Genomic DNA, 17,592 nt, shown 5'->3' with positions numbered 1-17,592 from the left:
GATGCGCGGGGCCCGTCCCGGCCGGCGACCGCCCGGACGCGTCGAGGGCCCTGCCGAAGCCGGACGCGTGCCGTGCGGCCCCCACGGCGGCGCGCGACACCTCGCCGCGATGCCCGGTGTGGCCCATCCGACAGGAACCCGGCGACATCATCGGAGGCCCTGATGGACACCACGGGAAAGAAGCGCGGGACGGCCGGCCGTGCCGCCCCGACGAGCCGGGACCGTGCACGCGTCTCGGCGCTGCTGGCCGACGCGGGCCGGACCTACGCCCAGCAGGCGGGAATCCGGCTGGCCGACAAGCCCGCACCGCTGTGGCAGCTGCTCGTGCTCGCCAATCTGATCTCGGCACGGATCCAGGCGTCGATCGCGGTCACCGGGGCCGCCTCCCTGTTCGCGGCGGGCGGCCGCACGCCACAGGGCATGGCCGAGCTGACGTGGGACCAGCGCACATCGGCGCTCGTCAAGGGCCGGTACCACCACTACGCCGACGGCACCGCGACCCGCCTGGGCGAGTGCGCCGACATCGTCCGCGACAGGTACGCCGGGGACCTGCGCAAGCTGGCGCGGGAGGCGGACGAGCAGCCCGCCCGGGTCCGCACCATCCTCCAGCAGTTCCCCGGCATCGGCCCGGCCGGCGCCTGGGCGTTCTGCCGCGACGCCCAGTCCGTCTGGCCGTTCCTCCGGCCGGCCATGGACCAACGTGTGCTGTCGGGCGCGGAGCGGGTCCATCTGCCCACGCGCACCGAGACACTGGCGAGGACGGTGCCGCCCGAGCGGCTGGACGCGCTGGCGGACGCCCTGGTCCGGGTGGGCCTCGACCGTCACATGGCCGACCGGGTCTTGGCCGACGACAAGAACCGCTGACCCGCCCGGACGAGCCCTGCCCACGGGCGGACCCGCGCCGGATCGCTCACGGATTCCCCCACCCCTCGGGCCGCGAAGGGCACCGCACCACACCTTCGCCGCGCACCGGGACCGTCTCGCGGGACAGATCAGGGCGGTGGCCGAGCCCCGGATCGTTGCGCCGCGCGTCGGACACGACCTGGTCCGTGGCCGCGACGGCACCGTCACTGCGGGACCATCCATGCGGCGGACCGCTCCCGGGCCGCCGGTGGTGAGCGAGGAGAGCGTGATGAGTGAACCGACGAAGCCCGTGGTCCAGGTGCCCGAGGAGGTCGAGGCCACGGAGCTGACGGTCCGGGACCTGGTGGTCGGGGACGGGCCGGCGGCGCGGCCCGGCCGGGTGGTGCGGATCCACTACGTCGGGGTCACGTGTGCCTCCGGGCGGGAGTTCGACTCCTCCTGGGAGCAGGGGACTCCGCTCAAGTTCGCCGTGGGCGGCGGCAAGGTCATCAAGGGCCTGGACCGGGGAGTGCGGGGCATGAGGGCCGGCGGCCGGCGGGAGATCGTCGTGCCCCCGCGGCTCGGTTACGGCCAGCAGTCGCCGTCGGTCCTGATCCCGGCGGGTTCGACCCTGGTCTTCGTCGTGGACCTCCTCACGGTGGTGGGCCCCGGGGTGGGGGCGGCCCGGCCCGGCGGTCCGGCCTGATCCCGATTCCCTCGACCCGAGCCCGTTGCCGCAGAGGTCCCTTCCGGAGCGGGCGGCACCGGGGCGTCGCGTAGCGGGCGCATGCTCCGGCGGCTTCTGCTGCCCCTTCGCCGACCGATGACGGGCGTTGACACCCTCGCCCGGGGGACTTATGTTCGTCACTAAATTTAGTGACGAAAGTTAGTGGCCGCATATCGGGCCGCTCCATGTACGCCCAGGAAAGGAGGTGTGGCACGTGTCACCAGGTGCCCACGCCTCGCCCCGCGGTCTGTCCCGTACGGCGGTTCTCGCCGTGCTCGGGCGCAGTGGTCCGCTGAGCAGGACCGAGATCGCCCGGCAGCTGGACCTCAGTCCGGCCACCGTCACGCAGATCACGAAGCGCCTGCTCGCCGAGGGGCTGATCGTCGAGGCGGAGTCCGTGCCCTCGGCCGGGGGCCGTCCGGCGATCCGGCTCGCCGTCGTGGCCGATGCGGGACGGGCGATCGGCGTCAAGGTGGCGCCCGACCATGTGACCGTCGTGCACGTCACGCTGGACGGTTCGGTCACCGGCTCCGTGACGCACCCGTTCGACGCCCTGGACACCGGCGCCCTGGACCGCCTCGTCGCGCTGTTGGCCCCCGAGGTCGCCTCGGTACGGGGCGCGGCGCCGCTGATGGGGGTCGGGGTCGGGGTGCCCGGCCGGGTCGACACGGACGGCAGCGTCGACTCGCCCGTACTCGGCTGGCGCCGGGTCCCGCTGGGCAAGGTGCTCGCCCAGGCCCTGGCCGTCCCCGTCCTGGTGGACAACGACGTGAACACGGTCGGAGCCGCCCAGCTGCTGTACGGGCACGGCCGCGGCCGGGACGACTTCCTCGTCCTCACCCTCGGCTACGGCGTCGGCCTCGCGGTCGTCGACGGCGGCGCGGTGCGCCGGGGCGCGCGGGGAGCGGCGGGCGAGATCGGCCATGTGCCCGTCATGGACAACGGGCGCCCGTGCCAGTGCGGCAACCGGGGCTGCCTGGAGGCCTACACCGGATTCGCCGGTCTCGTACGCACCGCCGTCGAGCACGGCCTGCTGCGGGAGGGCGACCGCCCGGAGTCCCTGACGGCCCTCGCGGAGGCGGGGGAGAGCGCCGCCCTCGAAGTGCTGCGCGGCGCGGGCCGGCTGCTCGGCCGTACGCTCGCGGGCGTCGCCAATGTGCTCGATCCCGGCGCCGTCGTCGTCACGGGCGAGGGCGTCGCCTGGTGGCCGTATCTGCGCGACGGGTTCGAACCCGCCCTGCACGGCCACCTGTTCCGGCCCATCCAGAACCTCGACGTCATCATCGACAGCTGGAGCGACCGGGCCTGGGCGCAGGGCGCTGCCGCTGTCGTTCTGTCCGCCCCCTTCAACGCCACCGACCACGGCATCGGCCCCGCCGACGCCGTCCGGGCGCGGATCGGCAGGAGCACCGGGCGGAGCGGATCCTCGTGAACACGCTCACCGGCCCCCGCAAGGCGGCCCTGCTCGCCCTGCTCCTCGCGCCGAGCTTCGTCCTCGTCCTCGCGTTCGTCCTCGGTCCCATGCTCGGATCGCTGTGGATCAGCTTCCACGACTGGAACCTGCTCAAGCCCATGACCTGGACGGGGCTGGACAACTACCGCGAGGTCCTCACCAGCGCCGACACCTGGAAGGCGTTCCGCAACACCCTCGCCTACGTGGTCGGATACCTGCCGCTCGTCTACGCCGGCGGACTGCTCATCGCCCTCGGCCTCAACCGCGCGATGCGCGGCCGCAATCTGCTGCGCGGGGTCTACTTCCTGCCCGTGGTCACCAGCTGGGTCGTCGTTGCCCTCGTATGGAAGTGGATCCTCAACCCGAGCTCCGGCGCGCTCAACACGGCCCTCGGCTGGTTCGGGATCGACGGACCCGGCTGGTGGACCGACCCGTCCTGGGCGATGCCGTCCGTCGTCCTCGCCTCCGCGTGGAAGGACCTCGGCTTCGTCATGGTGATCCTGCTCGCCGGGCTCCAGGCGATCCCGGAGAGCGTGTACGAGGCGGCGAAGGTCGACGGCGTCGGCGCCTGGCAGCGCTTCCGGCACGTGACGTTCCCGCTGCTCGCACCGTCCAGCCTCTTCGTCGTCATGATCTCGCTCATCAACGGCTTCCAGGTCTTCGACCAGGTCTTCGTGATGACCGGCGGCGGCCCGGCCGGCGCCACCACGACCGTGGTCTCTGCCGTCTACGACAACTCCTTCCGCTACGGGAGGATCGGCTACGCGAGCGCGCTCAGCTGGGTGCTCTTCGTGGTCATCCTCATCGTCTCCGTTCTCCAGTCGCGCGTACAGCGCAAGGTGGTGGATGCCCAGTGACCGCCACGACTCCCCTCCCCGGGCCCCGCCGTCCGCTGCGCGGCGCCCTCGTCACCACGGGGCTCGTCCTCGGCGCGCTGTGCATGCTCTTCCCCTTCGCGTGGATGGTGCTCACCGCGTTCCAGCCGGACGGCTCGCTCGGCTCCGCGCCGCGTCTGTCCGGCCTCACCGGTGAGAACTTCGGCAGGCTCGGCGACGCGATGCCGTTCTGGCGGATCCTCGGCAACTCGCTGTGGATCTCGGTCGTCTCCACCGGTGTCCAGCTGGTGACCAGCACCCTCGCCGCGTACGCCTTCGCGCGCTTCGCCTTCCGCGGCCGCGACACCCTGTTCATGGTGTACCTGGCGACGATGATGATCCCCCAGCAGGTGCTGCTCGTACCGCTGTTCGTCGAGATGAAGCAGATCGGCCTCATCGACACCTACGCCGGGATCATGCTGCCCGGACTGGCCTCCGCCTTCGGCACGTTCCTCATCCGCCAGGCCATGCTGTCCGTGCCGCGCGAACTGGAGGAGGCGGCCCTCGTCGACGGCGCCGGATACCTGCGGATCCTGTGGACCGTCGTGCTGCCGCTGGTACGTCCCGCGCTGGCCACGTTCACCGTCTTCGGCTTCATGGCCTCCTGGAACAACTTCCTGTGGCCGCTCGTCGTGACCCGCTCGCCCGAGTTGTACACCCTGCCGCTCGGACTCTCTTCCCTCCAGGGCCAGTTCACGACCCAGTGGAACGTCGTCATGGCGGGTTCGGTCATCAGCGTCGTACCGATGCTGCTCCTGTACCTCTTCGCGCAGAAGCACATCGTCCGCTCCATCGCCACCACCGGACTGAAGTAGGCCCCCGATGAACCATCCCACCAGGCGCCGCGCCCTGACGGCCCTCGCCGTGGCCGGGGCGCTGCTGGCCGCCGGCTGCACCCAGGGGTCGGCGACCCGTTCCACCTCGGGCGACGGACGCACGATCGTGCACTACACGACGTTCACGGCGGCACCCGACCACCTCAAGGACCTGGCGCGGCTGGAGGCGTCCTTCGAGAAGGCGCATCCGGACATCGACATCCGCGTCCAGGCCTTCCCGTTCGACCAGTACTTCACACAGCTGCAGACCTCGGTCGCGGGCGGCACCGCGCCCGACGTCTTCGAACTCAACCAGGACAACTTCGCCGCCTACGCCGACTCCGGCGCGCTCGCCGGCCTCGACGACCGTATCGAGGACACCGGGGTGAAGGACCATTTCACCGCGTCCTCCCTCTCGGCCTTCGCCTACCGCGGTACGCAGTACGGCCTGCCGTCCAGCTTCTCCACCGAGCTGCTCTTCTACAACAAGGACCTGTTCGACCGGGCGGGCGTCGCCTACCCCACCGCCGACTGGACGTGGGAGGACGAGCGGAAGGCGGCCGAAAGGATCAGGGCGCTCGGCGACGGCGTCTTCGGCGACTTCCAGCACCCCTCCTATCTGGAGTTCACCAAGGCGCTCGCCCAGAACGGCGGCAGCGTCCTGTCGAAGGACGGCAGAAAGGTCGCCTTCGACAGCCCGCAGGGCGTCGCCGCGGCCGCATGGCTGACCGGCAAGGTCGGCACCACCATGCCGACCCAGGCGCAGATGGGCGGGGCCACGGACTACGACACCAAGCTGTTCACCGAGGGGAAACTCGGGATGTGGCACAGCGGTTCATGGTTCTTCCCCGCGGTCGCCGAGACCGGCCCGAAGCGCTGGGACGTCGCGCTTGAACCCGCCGCCACCCCGGACCGCAAGGCCAACTCGGTCTTCCAGAACACCCTCGCCCTGTCCGGCCAGTCGAGGGCGGCGGACGCCTCCTGGGAGTGGATGCGCTACCTGACCACGTCCCGGGAGGCGGCGGAACTGCGCATCAGGACCTCCTGGGAACTCTCCCCGGCCACCGGCGACGACCTGAAGAGGAGCTACGTCGCCCAGACACCCCCCGGCAACCGGAAAGCCGTCTTCGACGCCCTCGACGACGTGGCCCCCAGCCCGCAGCTCGTCGACCAGGCGAAGATCGCCGACATCGTCACCCACCAGCTCGAAGCCGTCGTGATCGGCTCCACCACCGTGGAGAAGGCCCTCCACCGGGCAGCCTCCGAGGTCCAGCCGCTGCTGGACGCCTCCCACGACTGACCGATCCCGATGCCTTCGCCATGTGAACACCCCGCAGGAGACATGAACGTGCCCATCCAGGCCGCCCCCGGCCACGCCGCCCTGCTGCGCCGCAGCATCGAGGTGATCACCGAGAACCAGGCCCCGTCCGGCGCCTACCCGGCCTGCCCGTCCTTCGAGGTCTACCGCTACTCGTGGTTCCGTGACGGTGCCTTCGTCGCCGAGGCGGCTTCCCGGTCGGGCGCACCGGAGAGCGCGGACGCCTTCCACCGCTGGTGCGCCTCCGTCGTCACCGACCGCGCCGGGCGCATCGCATCGCTGCTCGACGCGCTGCGCCGGGGCGAACGGCCCGACGAGGTCGCCTATCTGCCCACCCGCTACACCCTCGACGGCGAGGACACCGGCGAGGTCGGCTGGTGGGACTTCCAGCTCGACGGCTACGGGACGTGGCTGTGGTCCCTGGCCACCCACCTCGCCCGGCACGACCGCGACCCCGCGCCCTATCGCGAAGCCGTCCGGCTGACCGTCGACTACCTCGCCGCCACCTGGTCCACCCCCTGCTACGACTGGTGGGAGGAGTACAACGACCGGGTGCACGGCGCCACGCTCGGAGCGATCCGCGGCGGACTGCACGCGGTAGCCGAGGCCGGCCTCGCCGACCGCGGCCTCTGCGCGCGCACCGTCGACGCCATCGACGCGCTCGTGCGCGAACGCGGCATGTACGACGGACACCTGGCGAAGTGGCTGGGCAGCAAGCAGGTCGACGGCAGCCTGCTGGCCTGCCTCACCCCGTTCGGCAGCGTGCAGCCGGACGGCCCGGTGGCCGCCGCGACCCTGCACGCCGCGGAACTCGACATCGTGCAGCCCGGCGGCGGCGTGTACCGCTACCTCGGCGACACGTTCTACGGCGGCGGCCAGTGGCCCGTCCTCGCGGGCTTCCTCGGCTGGCACTACGCCCGCATCGGCCGCACCGCCGAGGCCCGCCGCGCGCTCGACTGGATCGCCGCGCAGGCCACGAAGGACCACCTGCTGCCCGAGCAGGCCCCGGACGTACGCCTCCAGGCACCGCGCCGCCTCACCGAGTGGGAGGAGCGCTGGGGACACAACGCCACCCCGCTGCTCTGGTCCCACGCCATGTACCTCATCCTCGCCGACGAACTCGGAGTCTCCCTGTGATCCGCCACCGCCCGCACGGCTCGGGCCACGCCTACGAACCGACCGACGACCAGATCGTGCCCGCCACGCCGCTCGCCGGCGAGGCCTTCGAGGTGCGCGCCTCCACCGGACCCGGCATCACCTCCGTGGTGTGCGCCTGGGACACCGGCGGAACGGTCACGACGCTGACCGCCGAGGCGGAGACGGACCAGCCCCCGGCCGGCGACTCCGGGGGCGACGGCGACAGCCACCTGGCCGCCGCCGCGTCGGGCGCCGCCCGCCACGGGCGCACGCGGTGGGTGGTCCGGCCGCGGCCGCTGGCCGAGCGCACGAGCGCCCGCTACCGGTTCACCGCCACGCACGCCGACGGCCGTACCCGGTCCACCCGCTGGCACACCGTGGCCCCCGCCGCCTGGCACGACGGCGCCGACGCCCTGACGGTGACGGGCCCGGCCGGCCGCCTCGTGCCCGGCACCGCACGCACCCTCCGGGCCGCCGACGGCACCCCCCTGCGCGTCCGCTTCGCCCTGCGGCTGGCCGAGGGCGAGCACGTCGTCGGCTTCGGCGAGCGCCACAACGCCGTCGACCAGCGGGGCCTCGCCCTCGACGCCCAGGTCTTCGAGCAGTACAAGGGCCAGGGCTTCACCACCCGCACCTATCTCCCGATGCCCTTCGCCCTCGTCATCGGCGGCGACGGCTGGGGCTTCCACGTCCGCACCTCCCGCCGCACCTGGTACGACGTCGGCGCCACGGACACCGGCCTGCTCCGGATCGAGGCCGAGGTCGGCACCGACGGCGTTCTCGACACCCACTGCTACCGGGGCACCCCCGCCGACGTCCTCGGCGCCTTCCTCGACGAGGCGGGCCGCCCCGAGGAACTCCCCGAGTGGGTGTTCGGCCTGTGGGCCAGCGGCAACGAATGGAACACCCAGGCCCGGGTCATGGCCGAGATGGACCGCCACCGGGACACGGACATCCCCGTAAGGGCCCTGGTCATCGAGGCCTGGAGCGACGAGTCCACGTTCACCGCGTTCCGCGACGCGCGGTACGAGGTCAACGAGGACGGTTCCGCGCACCGCCTCGGCGACTTCACGTTTCCCGCCGACGGTGCCTGGCCCGACCCCAAGGCCATGGTCGACGAACTGCACGCGCGCGGCATCAAGGTGCTCCTCTGGCAGATCCCGCTGATGAAGATGCGGCCGAACCCGTCCGGGCAGGCCGCCGCCGACGCCAGGGCGATGGCCGACCGCGGTTACGCGGTCCTGGAGGAGGACGGCAAGCGGCCCTACCGCAACCGCGGCTGGTGGTTCCCGCTCGCCCTGATGCCCGACCTGACGAACCCCGAGGCCCGTGACTGGTGGCTGTCCAAGCGCCGCTACCTGGTGGACGAGGTCGGCATCGACGGCTTCAAGACCGACGGCGGCGAACACGCCTGGGGAGCCGACCTGCACTACGCCGACGGCACCTCCGGCGACGTCACCAACAACCTCTTCCCGGTCGCGTACCCCCGGGCCTACGGCGATCTGCTGCGCCGGTGCGGCAAGGCACCGGTCACCTTCAGCCGGGCCGGGTTCACCGGATCGCAGAACGCCGGTGCCTTCTGGGCGGGCGACGAGGACTCCACCTGGGACGCCTACCGCCACTCCGTCCACGCCGGCATCACGGCCTCCGCCTGCGGCATCGTCTACTGGGGCTGGGACCTCGCGGGCTTCTCCGGTGACGTACCGGACGCCGAACTGTACATCCGGGCCACGGAGTTCTCGGCCTTCGTGCCGATCATGCAGTACCACTCCGAGTACAACCACCACCGTCTGCCGCTGCGCGACCGCACCCCGTGGAACATCGCGGACCGCTCGGGCGACCCGACCGTCCTCGACACCTTCCGCCGCTACGCCGCGCTGAGGGAACGCCTCGTCCCCTACCTGGCGGAGGAGACGAGGACCGGTCTGGCCGAGAACAAGCCCCTGATGCGCGGCCTGTTCTTCGACCACGCCGACGACGCGAGGATCTGGGAGCACCAGGACCACTTCCGGCTCGGCTCGGGGCTGCTCGTCGCCCCGGTCACCGAACCCGGTGCCGCGCACCGCACGGTCTACCTGCCCGAGGGCACGGACTGGGTCGACGTCTGGACCGGCGAGACGTTCACGGGCGGCCGGGAACTCGTCCGCGAGGCACCCCTCGGCACCATTCCGGTCTTCGCGACGGCCGCGCGCTGGCCGGCGCTGGAGCCGCTCTTCTCCGGAACCGACTGACCCCGCACGGAGAGGAGCACCCCGCCGGGCGGTGCCGGGACCTGACGGACCGGTGCCGCCCGGCGCCCGCCTGTCCGCCGCCCGGCCCGCCTCCGGCCCCTCGGGCACGATTGACCCCGGTCGCGTACCGGACCCATCATGATCCCATCCGCGGACCGGCTCCCCCGCCCCCGCGGCGGACCCGGGACCTCCCGTGCGGGCGTGTGTCCCCGACTCCGAGGAGGCGAAGGTGACCGGAACGGGCGCGCGGTGGCTCGTGGGTGCGCTGATCGTGGTCTGTGTGCTGGTCGCCGGACCGGGGGCGACGAACGGGGAGCGCGTCGCCGATCCGCTGCCGGCCGGTGCGCCCGCGAAGGCGGTGCCGAACCGGGTGATGACGTGGAACATCTGCAATCCCTGCAAGGACGGCGACCCCAACGCGGGGCGCGCGAAGGAGATCGCCACGTACGCGCCCCAGGTGATCGGCCTGCAGGAGGCGTGCGTGGGGGACGTCGAGCGGATCGTCGAGCAGTTGCGGTACCGGTACGGGCTGGCGTACCACGTGACGTACGGGTCGGTGCTGCGGAGTTGGAGCCGCTGCGGGGGAGTGCCGTGGAAGCCGGGGGGTTTCGGACAGGCGATCCTCTCGGCCGCCCCGATGACCGATGCGGTGAACACCGAGTACCCGGACGGCGGTTCGGAGGACCGGGGGTTCCTCGCCGTCACCACGCTCGTGGACGGCCGGCCCGTCCGCGTCTTCAACACCCACTTCGCCGAACGGCGTCAGGAGCCCGTCCGCGCGAAGCAGGCCGAGGCCCTGGCGAAGGTGGTCGGGCGCTACGACCGTACGATCGTGCTCGGTGACTTCAACGCGGTGCCGGAGGCTTCTGAACTCGCCCCGATGTGGCGGCTGTTCGCGGACGCCGACGCGGAGTGCGGACCCTCGGGGGCGGGCGGGTGCACGCCGACGACCGACTGGCGCAGCAAGTTCGACTACATCTTCCTGCGCGGCTTCGCCCCGGCCGGGCAGCGTGTGCACCTCACCCCGTACTCGGACCACGATCTGGTGGCGGCCGATGTGAGGCGGGCGGACCCGGGATCCGTCAGCCGGCGGCGATGAGGGCCGAGCCCAACGCCGCCAGGGAGTCGGCGAGTTCGTCCATCCACGCCGACATGGGCCGGCCGTTGTCGGACTGCAGGGCGACGAACGCGCCGTCGTAGCCGGCCATGCCGAAGGGGGCGAGGGCCTCACCGATCCGGGCGGCGGTCTCCTCGCCGGCGCTCCGGAAGGACGAGCTGATCATGTGCGCCATGTAGGCGCGCCCCTCGTCGCGGACCGCGACGACGGTGCGCAGCGCCTCGGGTGCCTCGGCGGCCTCGCGGCTCATCACCAGGACGAGCAGGAGGCGCAGGAAGTCCTCGCCGTCCTCCAGGACGTTGCCGGTCCGGCGCAGGTACCAGTGGAGGCGCTCGCTGGGGGTCCCGCCCTCCGGGGGGTTGCGGTGGGCCGTGCGCATGGCGTCGAAGAAGCCCTGGGCACCCTGTTCCATGACGGCGGCGAGCAGTCCGGCCTTGGACTCGAAGTGGTGGTAGAAGGCGCTCTTGGGCAGCCCGGTCTCCTTGACCAGCACCGACATGGGTGTTCCCGCGTAGCCGCGCACGGCCATCACGCGGGCCGCCGCGTCAAGGATCTCCTGCCGTGACCGGCGGCCGCGGCGGTTGGTACGTGCTTCCGGCGCGGGCTGCTCGATCTTCTCCACTCGCCGGATTCTATGCGATCCCGAGGGGCTCCCCGGCGGGGTCTCCGTTCCGTATGTGTGGAAAATCCCTGGCCAGAGCCCCTTGACGGGCTGCGCGGGGGCGCTGTTACCTTCGGAATGTACCGACCGCTCGGTCCAAAACCTTCCCGTCTTTGCGTGCACAACGGAGTCAGCGCATGACCAAAAGATTTGACGCTGATGTCGCGATTGTCGGCTATGGGCCGACCGGTGTGATCGCCGCTCTCGCCCTCGCCCGGTACGGCATCTCCGCCGTCGCCTTCGAACGGGACCGGGACATCTTTTCCCGGGCGCGTGCCGTGACCGTGAACGACTGGACGATGCGGATCTTCCAGGACCTCGGCATCGACGAGCGGGTCGAGAAGGTGATCGATCCGCAGCGCGCCCTGCGCTGGATGACGTACGACCGCACCGAGATCATGCGGATCGAGCACCCGCCGTCGACCCTCGGCCGCACCCCGCGCTTCTACAACATCTACCAGCGGATCGAGCACCCGCCGTCGACCCTCGGCCGCACCCCGCGCTTCTACAACATCTACCAGCCGACGATGGAGGCCGAACTCCGCGCGGCCGTCCGGGACGGGTACGACGACCTCGTCACCGTCCACTACGGCTCCGAGGTCACCGGCATCGAGCAGGACGCCGACGGCGTCACGCTCACCTCCACCCACGACGGGGAGACCCGCACCACGCGCACCCGCTACGCGATCGGCGCCGACGGCGGCAGCAGCGCCACCCGCGGCCGGATCGGCTGCACGCTGCTGGGCGACACCGACAACGTCACCTGGGTCGTCGTCGACTGCCACGTCAAGCGCTGGTGGCCCGACCGCGACTTCCTGACCTTCTGGTCCGACAGGGAGCGCCCCGTCGTCGACATCGCGCTGTCGGCCGGCAACCACCGCTGGGAGATCCCGCTCAAGCCCGACGAGACCCCCGCGGACTATCCGACGAGCGCCGAGATCTGGCCGCTGCTCAAGGCCCTCGGCGTCTCCGAGGACGACGTCGAGATCCATCAGCACGCCTTCTACCAGCACCACGTCCGGATGGCCGACACCTTCCGCCAGGGACGCGTGTTCCTGGCCGGCGACGCCGCGCACCTGATGCCGCCGTGGGCCGGTGCGGGGATGCAGACCGGCATGCGCGACGCCCACGACCTCGGCTGGAAGATCGCCGGTGTGCTCAAGGGCGAGCTGCCCGAGAGCTGGCTCGACACCTACGAGGCGGAGCGGCGCCCCAGCGCCGCCTTCTGCACCGGCCTCGCGGTCGGCCTCGGCCGGGTCATCAAGCAGGAGGCCACCGAGGAGGAGCAGGCCGAGATGAACGCCGTGCCCGAGGGCACGGTCACCCCCTTCGAGCCGCCGCTCACCGCCCCGCCCGTCCTGGCCGTCGGCTGGATCCGCGGCGAGACCGGTGACGCCAGCGTCATCGGCCGCATGGTCCCGCAGCCGGTCACCGGCGACACCGCCGGCCGCATGGCCCGCCTGGACCACCACCTCGGCCACCACTTCGTGCTGCTCGGCGACGAGGTCGACCCGGCCGACGTGCTGTCCGCCGAGGAGAAGGCCGGCTGGGACGCGCTCGGCGCCCACTACCGCGCGGTGCGCCCGAAGACCTCCCACACCGAGGGACCGGACGAGCTGGTCGACCTGGACGAGGTCCTCCTGCCCTGGATGCGCCGGTACGGCGCCCGGGTCATCGCGGTCCGGCCCGACCGGTTCGTCGCCGCCGCCGACACCCACGGCCTCGCCGTGCCCACCGTCTGATCCCGTACCCGAAGAAGGAGCAAGACATTGTCCGGTGTCAAGGAACTCGGATACGTCGTCTACGAGGTGAGCGGCCTCGCCGACTGGGAGCACTTCGGTGTCGGCCTGCTCGGCATGCAGCTCGGTGAGCGGACGGCGGACGGATTCACGCTGCGTACCGACGAGAAGGCCCACCGCTGGGTCGTCACCGAGGGTCCGGCCGACGATCTGGTGGCCACCGGCTACGAGGTGGAGGGCGCGGACGCGCTCGACGCCCTGGTCGAGAAGGTCCGCGCGGCCGGCGTCGAGGTCACCGAGGGCGACGCGGCACTCGCCGCCGCCCGCAAGGTGGACCGGATCTTCCTCACCACCGATCCGATGGGCAACCGGATCGAGCTGGTCAACGGCCTGGCCGACGCCGCCACCCCGTTCGCGTCCGCCTCGCTGCTCGGCGACTTCGTGACCGGCGCCGGCGGCGCCGGCCACCAGGTCCTGCTGGCCCACGGCGTCTCCCGGGAGACCTACCTGGGTTTCTACATGGACCTGCTCGGCTTCCGGATCAGCGACATGATCGTCGAGGAGCTCGCCCCGGGCGTCTTCGCCGACCTGATCTTCCTCCACTGCAACGGCCGCCACCACACCGTCGCCTTCGGGGACCTCCCGTCGCCGAAGAAGACCCACCACTTCATGGTCGAGGTCACCGACATCCGCGACGTCGGACTGGCCTACGACCGGTGCATGGATGCCGAGCAGCCCTTCGAGATGACGCTCGGCATGCACCCGAACGACCAGATGTTCAGCTTCTACGTCTTCACGCCGTCCGGTTTCAGCATCGAGTACGGCTGGGGCGGACTGATCATCGACGACGCGACCTGGGAGGTGAAGACGCTCGACCGGCTGCACAGCTGGGGCCACCGCGCACCGGGCGTCGTCGCCGGACTCCTCGCCGCCGCACCGAACCCGATGGAGGAGAACCACTGATGGCGCTCGACCCGCGAGACATCGCCCGCACCGTCCGGACCGCCGACTGGACGCTCCGCTACTACGAGGCGGGCTCCGGCCACCCCCTCGTCCTGCTCCACGGCAGCGGCCCCGGCGCCACCGGCTGGAGCAACTTCGCCGGCAACATCGAGGCCCTGGCCGAGCACTTCCACGTGTACGCCGTCGACATGCCCGGCTGGGGCGAGTCGGACGCCGCCACGGTCGACCGGCTCGACCACGTCGACGCCGCGATCCAGTTCATGGACACCCTCGGCATCGACAAGGCCGCCTTCGTCGGCAACTCCATGGGCGGCCAGACCTCGCTCCGCCTGGCCACCGAGCACCCCGAGCGCATCACCCACCTGGTCACCATGGGCCCGCCGGTCGGCATGCGGCTGCCCACGCTCTTCGGCGCCGGCGACGGCCCCTCCGAAGGCCTCAAGGTCCTCATCGAGGCCTACCGCGACGCCAGCCCGGAGAACATGCGCCGGCTCGTCGAGATCATGGTCTTCGACAAGGCCCGGTTCGCGACCCCCGAGCTGTGCCGGGCCCGCTCCGACGCCGCGCTCGCCCGCCCCGAGCACCTGCGCAACTACGTCGACGGCCTGCCCCAGGGCGCCCCGCTGCCGATATGGGTCAAGCCGGAGCTGCTGTCCGGCATCACGGTGCCGACCCTGCTCATCCACGGCCGCGACGACCGCGTCGTCTCGTACGAGAACTCGCTGTTCCTGCTGGCGAGCATCCCCCACAGCCGTCTGGTGGTCCTCAACCACTGCGGCCACTGGGCCATGATCGAGCACGCCGACGAGTTCAACCGGCTGGTCACCGACTTCGTCGCCCACAACTGAACCACCGGCCGACCGGGCGGGGGGCCCGTACGACACCGCTGTCCCGGCGGTGCCGTACGGGCCCCCCGCCCGTTCCACGGCCCTTCTTCCCCCACGGTTCTGCTCTACAGAATCCACGTGTTCTTCAAAGAGAAACGACGCACGCTGTGGCTGTGACTCACTCCTCCCTCGCCCATGACATCGCCTCGGGCTCCCCGGTGCGGCTGCAGGCCGTCGCCGCGGAGGGGCAGCCCGAGGTCACCCCGGCCCTCGAAGAGCTGTACCGGGGTTTCGAGAACGAGCTGCTCGTCCCGCTGTGGACCGAGATCGGCGACCTCATGCCGGCCCACCCGCGCTCCCGCGCCGTCCCGCACCTGTGGCGCTGGCAGCGGCTGCGCGAGCTGGCCGCACAGGCCGGCGACATCGTCCCGGTCGGCCGCGGCGGCGAACGCCGTGCGATCGCGCTGGCCAACCCCTCCCTCGGCGGCCGGCCCTTCGCCACCCCCACCCTGTGGGCGGCCATCCAGTACCTGATGCCGGGGGAGGACGCCCCCGAGCACCGCCACACCCAGCACGCCTTCCGCTTCGTCGTCGAGGGCTCCGGCGTCTGGACGGTCGTCGGCGGCGACCCGGTCCCGATGAACCGCGGCGACTTCCTCCCGCAGGCCGGCTGGAACTGGCACGCCCACCACAACGCCACCTCCGAGCCGATGGCCTGGATCGACGGCCTGGACATCCCCTTCCAGTACGTCACCGAGGCGCAGTTCTTCGAGTTCGGCCGCGACGAGATCGGTGACGCCGAACGGATCACCCCGGAGCGCTCGCGCTCCGAGCGCCTGTGGGGCCACCCGGGACTGCGCCCGCTGTCGGCCGCCCCCGCCACCCCGGGCAGCCCGCTGCTCTCCTACAAGTGGGAGTACACCGACGCCGCCCTGAACGACCAGCTGCTGCTGGAGAAGGAGGGCTACGGCGGCACCGTCGAGCCCGGCCACGCGGCCGTGCGCTACTCCAACCCGCACGACGGCACCGACGTGCTGCCCACCCTCCGCGCGGAGTTCCACCGGGTCGCCCGCGGCGCCGAGACCGCGCCCGTGCGCGAGACCGGCTCCTCCGTCTACCAGGTCTTCGACGGCTCCGGAGTCGTGACCGTCGGAGAGAAGTCCTGGACGGTCAGCCGCGGCGACCTGTTCGTCGTCCCGTCGTGGGAGCCGTTCTCCGCCCGGTCCGAGGCCGGCGGGACCGACTCGGACTCCGGCGCCCTCGACCTCTTCCGCTTCTCCGACGCGCCCGTCTTCGAGGCGCTCCGGCTCAACCGCACCCAGAAGGACGCCTGACCATGAAGCTCGCCACCCTCCGCACCCCCGACGGCACCCGGGCGGTCCGCCTCGACGGCGACGTCCACGTCGACCTCGGCCGCACCGACCTGGGCGCGCTGTTCGCCGAGAGCGACTGGCAGACCAGGGCCGCCGCCGCGACCGGCCCCACCTACCCGGTCGAGGGCGCGGACTTCGCCCCGGTCGTCCCGAACCCCTCCAAGGTCGTCTGCGTCGGCCACAACTACACCAACCACATCAAGGAGATGGGCCGGGAACTGCCCTCCTACCCCACGCTCTTCCCGAAGTTCGCCGAGACCCTGATCGGTGCCAACGACCCCATCGTCAAGCCGGCCGAGACCGACGCCTTCGACTGGGAGGTCGAGCTGGCCGTCGTGATCGGCAAGGAGGTCCGCCGCGCCGACGAGCAGCAGGCCGCCGACGCCATCGCCGGCTTCACCGTCATGAACGACATCTCGGTGCGCGACTGGCAGTTCCGCACCATCGAGTGGACCCAGGGCAAGATCTGGGAGGCGACCACCCCGGTCGGCCCCTACGTCGTCACCCCCGACGAGGTCGGCGGCGTCCGCCCCGCCCTGGAGGTCAGGACGGTCGTCGACGGCCAGGTCATGCAGCAGGACGACACCGGCACGCTGCTCTTCGACCCGGTCTTCCTCGTGCAGTACATCTCCACCGTCATCACCCTGCGGCCGGGCGACATCATCGCCACCGGCACCCCGGCCGGCGTCGGCAACGCCCGTGACCCCAAGGTCTTCCTGCTCCCCGGCCAGCACGTGGTCACCGAGATCACCGGCCTCGGCGCCTGCGCCAACGAGGTCGTCGCGTCGTGACACGCACCGCCCGCACCTTCGACGACGCCCGCCGCTGGGCCCTGATCGGCGCCGAGCTGACCTTCGACGCCGTCGCCGGTCTCGACGACGCCGGATACGCCGCGCCGAGCGCCCTGCCCGGCTGGAGCCGCGCCCACGTCGCCGCGCACGTCGCCGCCAACGCCGAGGCCCTGTCCAACCTGGTCCACTGGGCCGCCACCGGCGAACCCACCCCGATGTACGCCTCGCCCGAGGACCGCGCCGCCGGCATCGAACGCGGCCGCGCCCTCCCGGCCGGCCGGCTCACCGCCTGGCTGCGCCGCTCCGCGGACGCGCTGGAGGCGGGCATGGACCGGCTCACCGAGGAGCAGTGGCTCCACGAGGTCGTCACCGCCCAGGGCCGCACGGTCCCCGCCACCGAACTGCCCTGGATGCGCTCCCGCGAGGTGTGCGTCCACGCCGTCGACCTGGCGAACGGCGTCTCGTTCGACGGACTCCCGGCCGACTTCCTCGCCGCCCTGTGCGACGACGTCACCGCCAAGCGCGCCGCCGCCCCCGGCCCGGCCGTGGCCCTGCGGACCCCGGCCGGTGCCGCCTGGGACCTGCCCGGTGACGGCGACCCCGTCCCGGTCACCGGCGCGCTGCACGACATCGCGGCCTACCTCACCGGACGCGACACCGGCCTCCGCGCCGAGGACGGGACCCCCGCCCCCGCGCTGGGTGCCTGGCTCTGAACCCGGGGC

Annotated in this window: 16 protein-coding genes; 15 read left to right on the top strand and 1 reads right to left on the bottom strand. The window is 71.9% G+C overall.

Annotated elements, in window-relative coordinates; all coding sequences use genetic code 11:
- Positions 1–162: 162 nt before the first annotated feature.
- From ACZ4FH_RS24580 to ACZ4FH_RS24540, 9 genes are all read left to right on the top strand, one after another.
- Positions 163–864 (top strand): HhH-GDP family DNA glycosylase, encoded by a 702-nt coding sequence (locus ACZ4FH_RS24580; protein ID WP_467307399.1) that lies wholly within the window; start codon positions 163–165, stop codon positions 862–864.
- Positions 865–1,132: 268 nt separating this feature from the next.
- Positions 1,133–1,549, top strand: a complete 417-nt coding sequence (locus ACZ4FH_RS24575) for an FKBP-type peptidyl-prolyl cis-trans isomerase (RefSeq protein WP_467307398.1) — start codon at positions 1,133–1,135, stop codon at positions 1,547–1,549.
- Positions 1,550–1,784: 235 nt separating this feature from the next.
- Positions 1,785–3,002: an ROK family transcriptional regulator gene (locus ACZ4FH_RS24570; protein WP_467307396.1), complete on the top strand. Its 1,218-nt coding sequence runs from the start codon at positions 1,785–1,787 to the stop codon at positions 3,000–3,002.
- Positions 2,999–3,880 (top strand): carbohydrate ABC transporter permease, encoded by an 882-nt coding sequence (locus tag ACZ4FH_RS24565; RefSeq protein WP_467307395.1) that lies wholly within the window; start codon positions 2,999–3,001, stop codon positions 3,878–3,880. The genes ACZ4FH_RS24570 and ACZ4FH_RS24565 overlap by 4 nt, the downstream gene beginning before the upstream one ends.
- A complete protein-coding gene (locus ACZ4FH_RS24560) occupies positions 3,877–4,713 on the top strand; it encodes a carbohydrate ABC transporter permease (RefSeq protein WP_467307393.1) in 837 nt (278 codons plus the stop codon). The genes ACZ4FH_RS24565 and ACZ4FH_RS24560 overlap by 4 nt, the downstream gene beginning before the upstream one ends.
- A 7-nt stretch (positions 4,714–4,720) precedes the next feature.
- Entirely contained in the window at positions 4,721–6,013 is a 1,293-nt protein-coding gene (locus tag ACZ4FH_RS24555) for an ABC transporter substrate-binding protein (protein WP_467307392.1), read from the top strand.
- Positions 6,014–6,055: 42 nt separating this feature from the next.
- Positions 6,056–7,168, top strand: a complete 1,113-nt coding sequence (locus ACZ4FH_RS24550; protein ID WP_467307390.1) for a glycoside hydrolase family 15 protein — start codon at positions 6,056–6,058, stop codon at positions 7,166–7,168.
- On the top strand, positions 7,165–9,399 hold the full coding sequence (locus tag ACZ4FH_RS24545) for a glycoside hydrolase family 31 protein (protein WP_467307388.1): 2,235 nt from the start codon (positions 7,165–7,167) through the stop codon (positions 9,397–9,399). Before ACZ4FH_RS24550 ends, ACZ4FH_RS24545 begins: the two co-directional genes overlap by 4 nt.
- 229 nt (positions 9,400–9,628) lie before the next feature.
- Positions 9,629–10,498, top strand: coding sequence for an endonuclease/exonuclease/phosphatase family protein (locus tag ACZ4FH_RS24540; RefSeq protein ID WP_467307386.1), 870 nt, complete (start codon positions 9,629–9,631; stop codon positions 10,496–10,498).
- Here ACZ4FH_RS24540 and ACZ4FH_RS24535 read toward each other — a convergent pair.
- A complete protein-coding gene (locus tag ACZ4FH_RS24535; RefSeq protein ID WP_467307384.1) occupies positions 10,482–11,138 on the bottom strand; it encodes a TetR/AcrR family transcriptional regulator in 657 nt (218 codons plus the stop codon). The genes ACZ4FH_RS24540 and ACZ4FH_RS24535 overlap by 17 nt on opposite strands.
- A gap of 176 nt (positions 11,139–11,314) precedes the next feature.
- Between ACZ4FH_RS24535 and ACZ4FH_RS24530 the strand changes: the two genes are divergently transcribed.
- The 6 genes from ACZ4FH_RS24530 (at position 11,315) to ACZ4FH_RS24505 (ending at position 17,583) form a co-directional block, all read left to right on the top strand.
- The gene (locus tag ACZ4FH_RS24530) at positions 11,315–12,919 is read left to right on the top strand and encodes an FAD-dependent monooxygenase (protein ID WP_467307383.1); all 1,605 of its coding nucleotides are present in this window, start codon (positions 11,315–11,317) and stop codon (positions 12,917–12,919) included.
- Between the two features lie 27 nt (positions 12,920–12,946).
- Positions 12,947–13,879: a VOC family protein gene (locus ACZ4FH_RS24525; protein WP_467307382.1), complete on the top strand. Its 933-nt coding sequence runs from the start codon at positions 12,947–12,949 to the stop codon at positions 13,877–13,879.
- Positions 13,879–14,727: an alpha/beta fold hydrolase gene (locus tag ACZ4FH_RS24520; protein ID WP_467307381.1), complete on the top strand. Its 849-nt coding sequence runs from the start codon at positions 13,879–13,881 to the stop codon at positions 14,725–14,727. The genes ACZ4FH_RS24525 and ACZ4FH_RS24520 overlap by 1 nt, the downstream gene beginning before the upstream one ends.
- 152 nt (positions 14,728–14,879) lie before the next feature.
- Positions 14,880–16,040, top strand: coding sequence for a cupin domain-containing protein (locus ACZ4FH_RS24515; protein WP_385109157.1), 1,161 nt, complete (start codon positions 14,880–14,882; stop codon positions 16,038–16,040).
- Positions 16,041–16,042: 2 nt separating this feature from the next.
- Positions 16,043–16,870, top strand: coding sequence for a fumarylacetoacetate hydrolase family protein (locus ACZ4FH_RS24510; RefSeq protein WP_467307380.1), 828 nt, complete (start codon positions 16,043–16,045; stop codon positions 16,868–16,870).
- Positions 16,867–17,583 (top strand): maleylpyruvate isomerase family mycothiol-dependent enzyme, encoded by a 717-nt coding sequence (locus ACZ4FH_RS24505; protein WP_467307378.1) that lies wholly within the window; start codon positions 16,867–16,869, stop codon positions 17,581–17,583. The genes ACZ4FH_RS24510 and ACZ4FH_RS24505 overlap by 4 nt, the downstream gene beginning before the upstream one ends.
- The last annotated feature ends 9 nt before the right edge of the window (positions 17,584–17,592 follow it).

Source organism: Streptomyces sp. NPDC024555 (genome assembly GCF_055559335.1).
The sequence above is the reverse complement of the archived record's forward strand: the minus strand, read 5'-3'. Positions and strand labels throughout refer to the sequence as shown.

Coding starts and splice junctions, on each gene's coding strand:
- ACZ4FH_RS24580 (WP_467307399.1), top strand. CDS start 163: ATGGACACCACGGGAAAGAAGCGCGGGACGGCCGGCCGTGCCGCCCCG.
- ACZ4FH_RS24575 (WP_467307398.1), top strand. CDS start 1,133: ATGAGTGAACCGACGAAGCCCGTGGTCCAGGTGCCCGAGGAGGTCGAG.
- ACZ4FH_RS24555 (WP_467307392.1), top strand. CDS start 4,721: ATGAACCATCCCACCAGGCGCCGCGCCCTGACGGCCCTCGCCGTGGCC.
- ACZ4FH_RS24550 (WP_467307390.1), top strand. CDS start 6,056: ATGAACGTGCCCATCCAGGCCGCCCCCGGCCACGCCGCCCTGCTGCGC.
- ACZ4FH_RS24530 (WP_467307383.1), top strand. CDS start 11,315: ATGACCAAAAGATTTGACGCTGATGTCGCGATTGTCGGCTATGGGCCG.
- ACZ4FH_RS24520 (WP_467307381.1), top strand. CDS start 13,879: ATGGCGCTCGACCCGCGAGACATCGCCCGCACCGTCCGGACCGCCGAC.
- ACZ4FH_RS24510 (WP_467307380.1), top strand. CDS start 16,043: ATGAAGCTCGCCACCCTCCGCACCCCCGACGGCACCCGGGCGGTCCGC.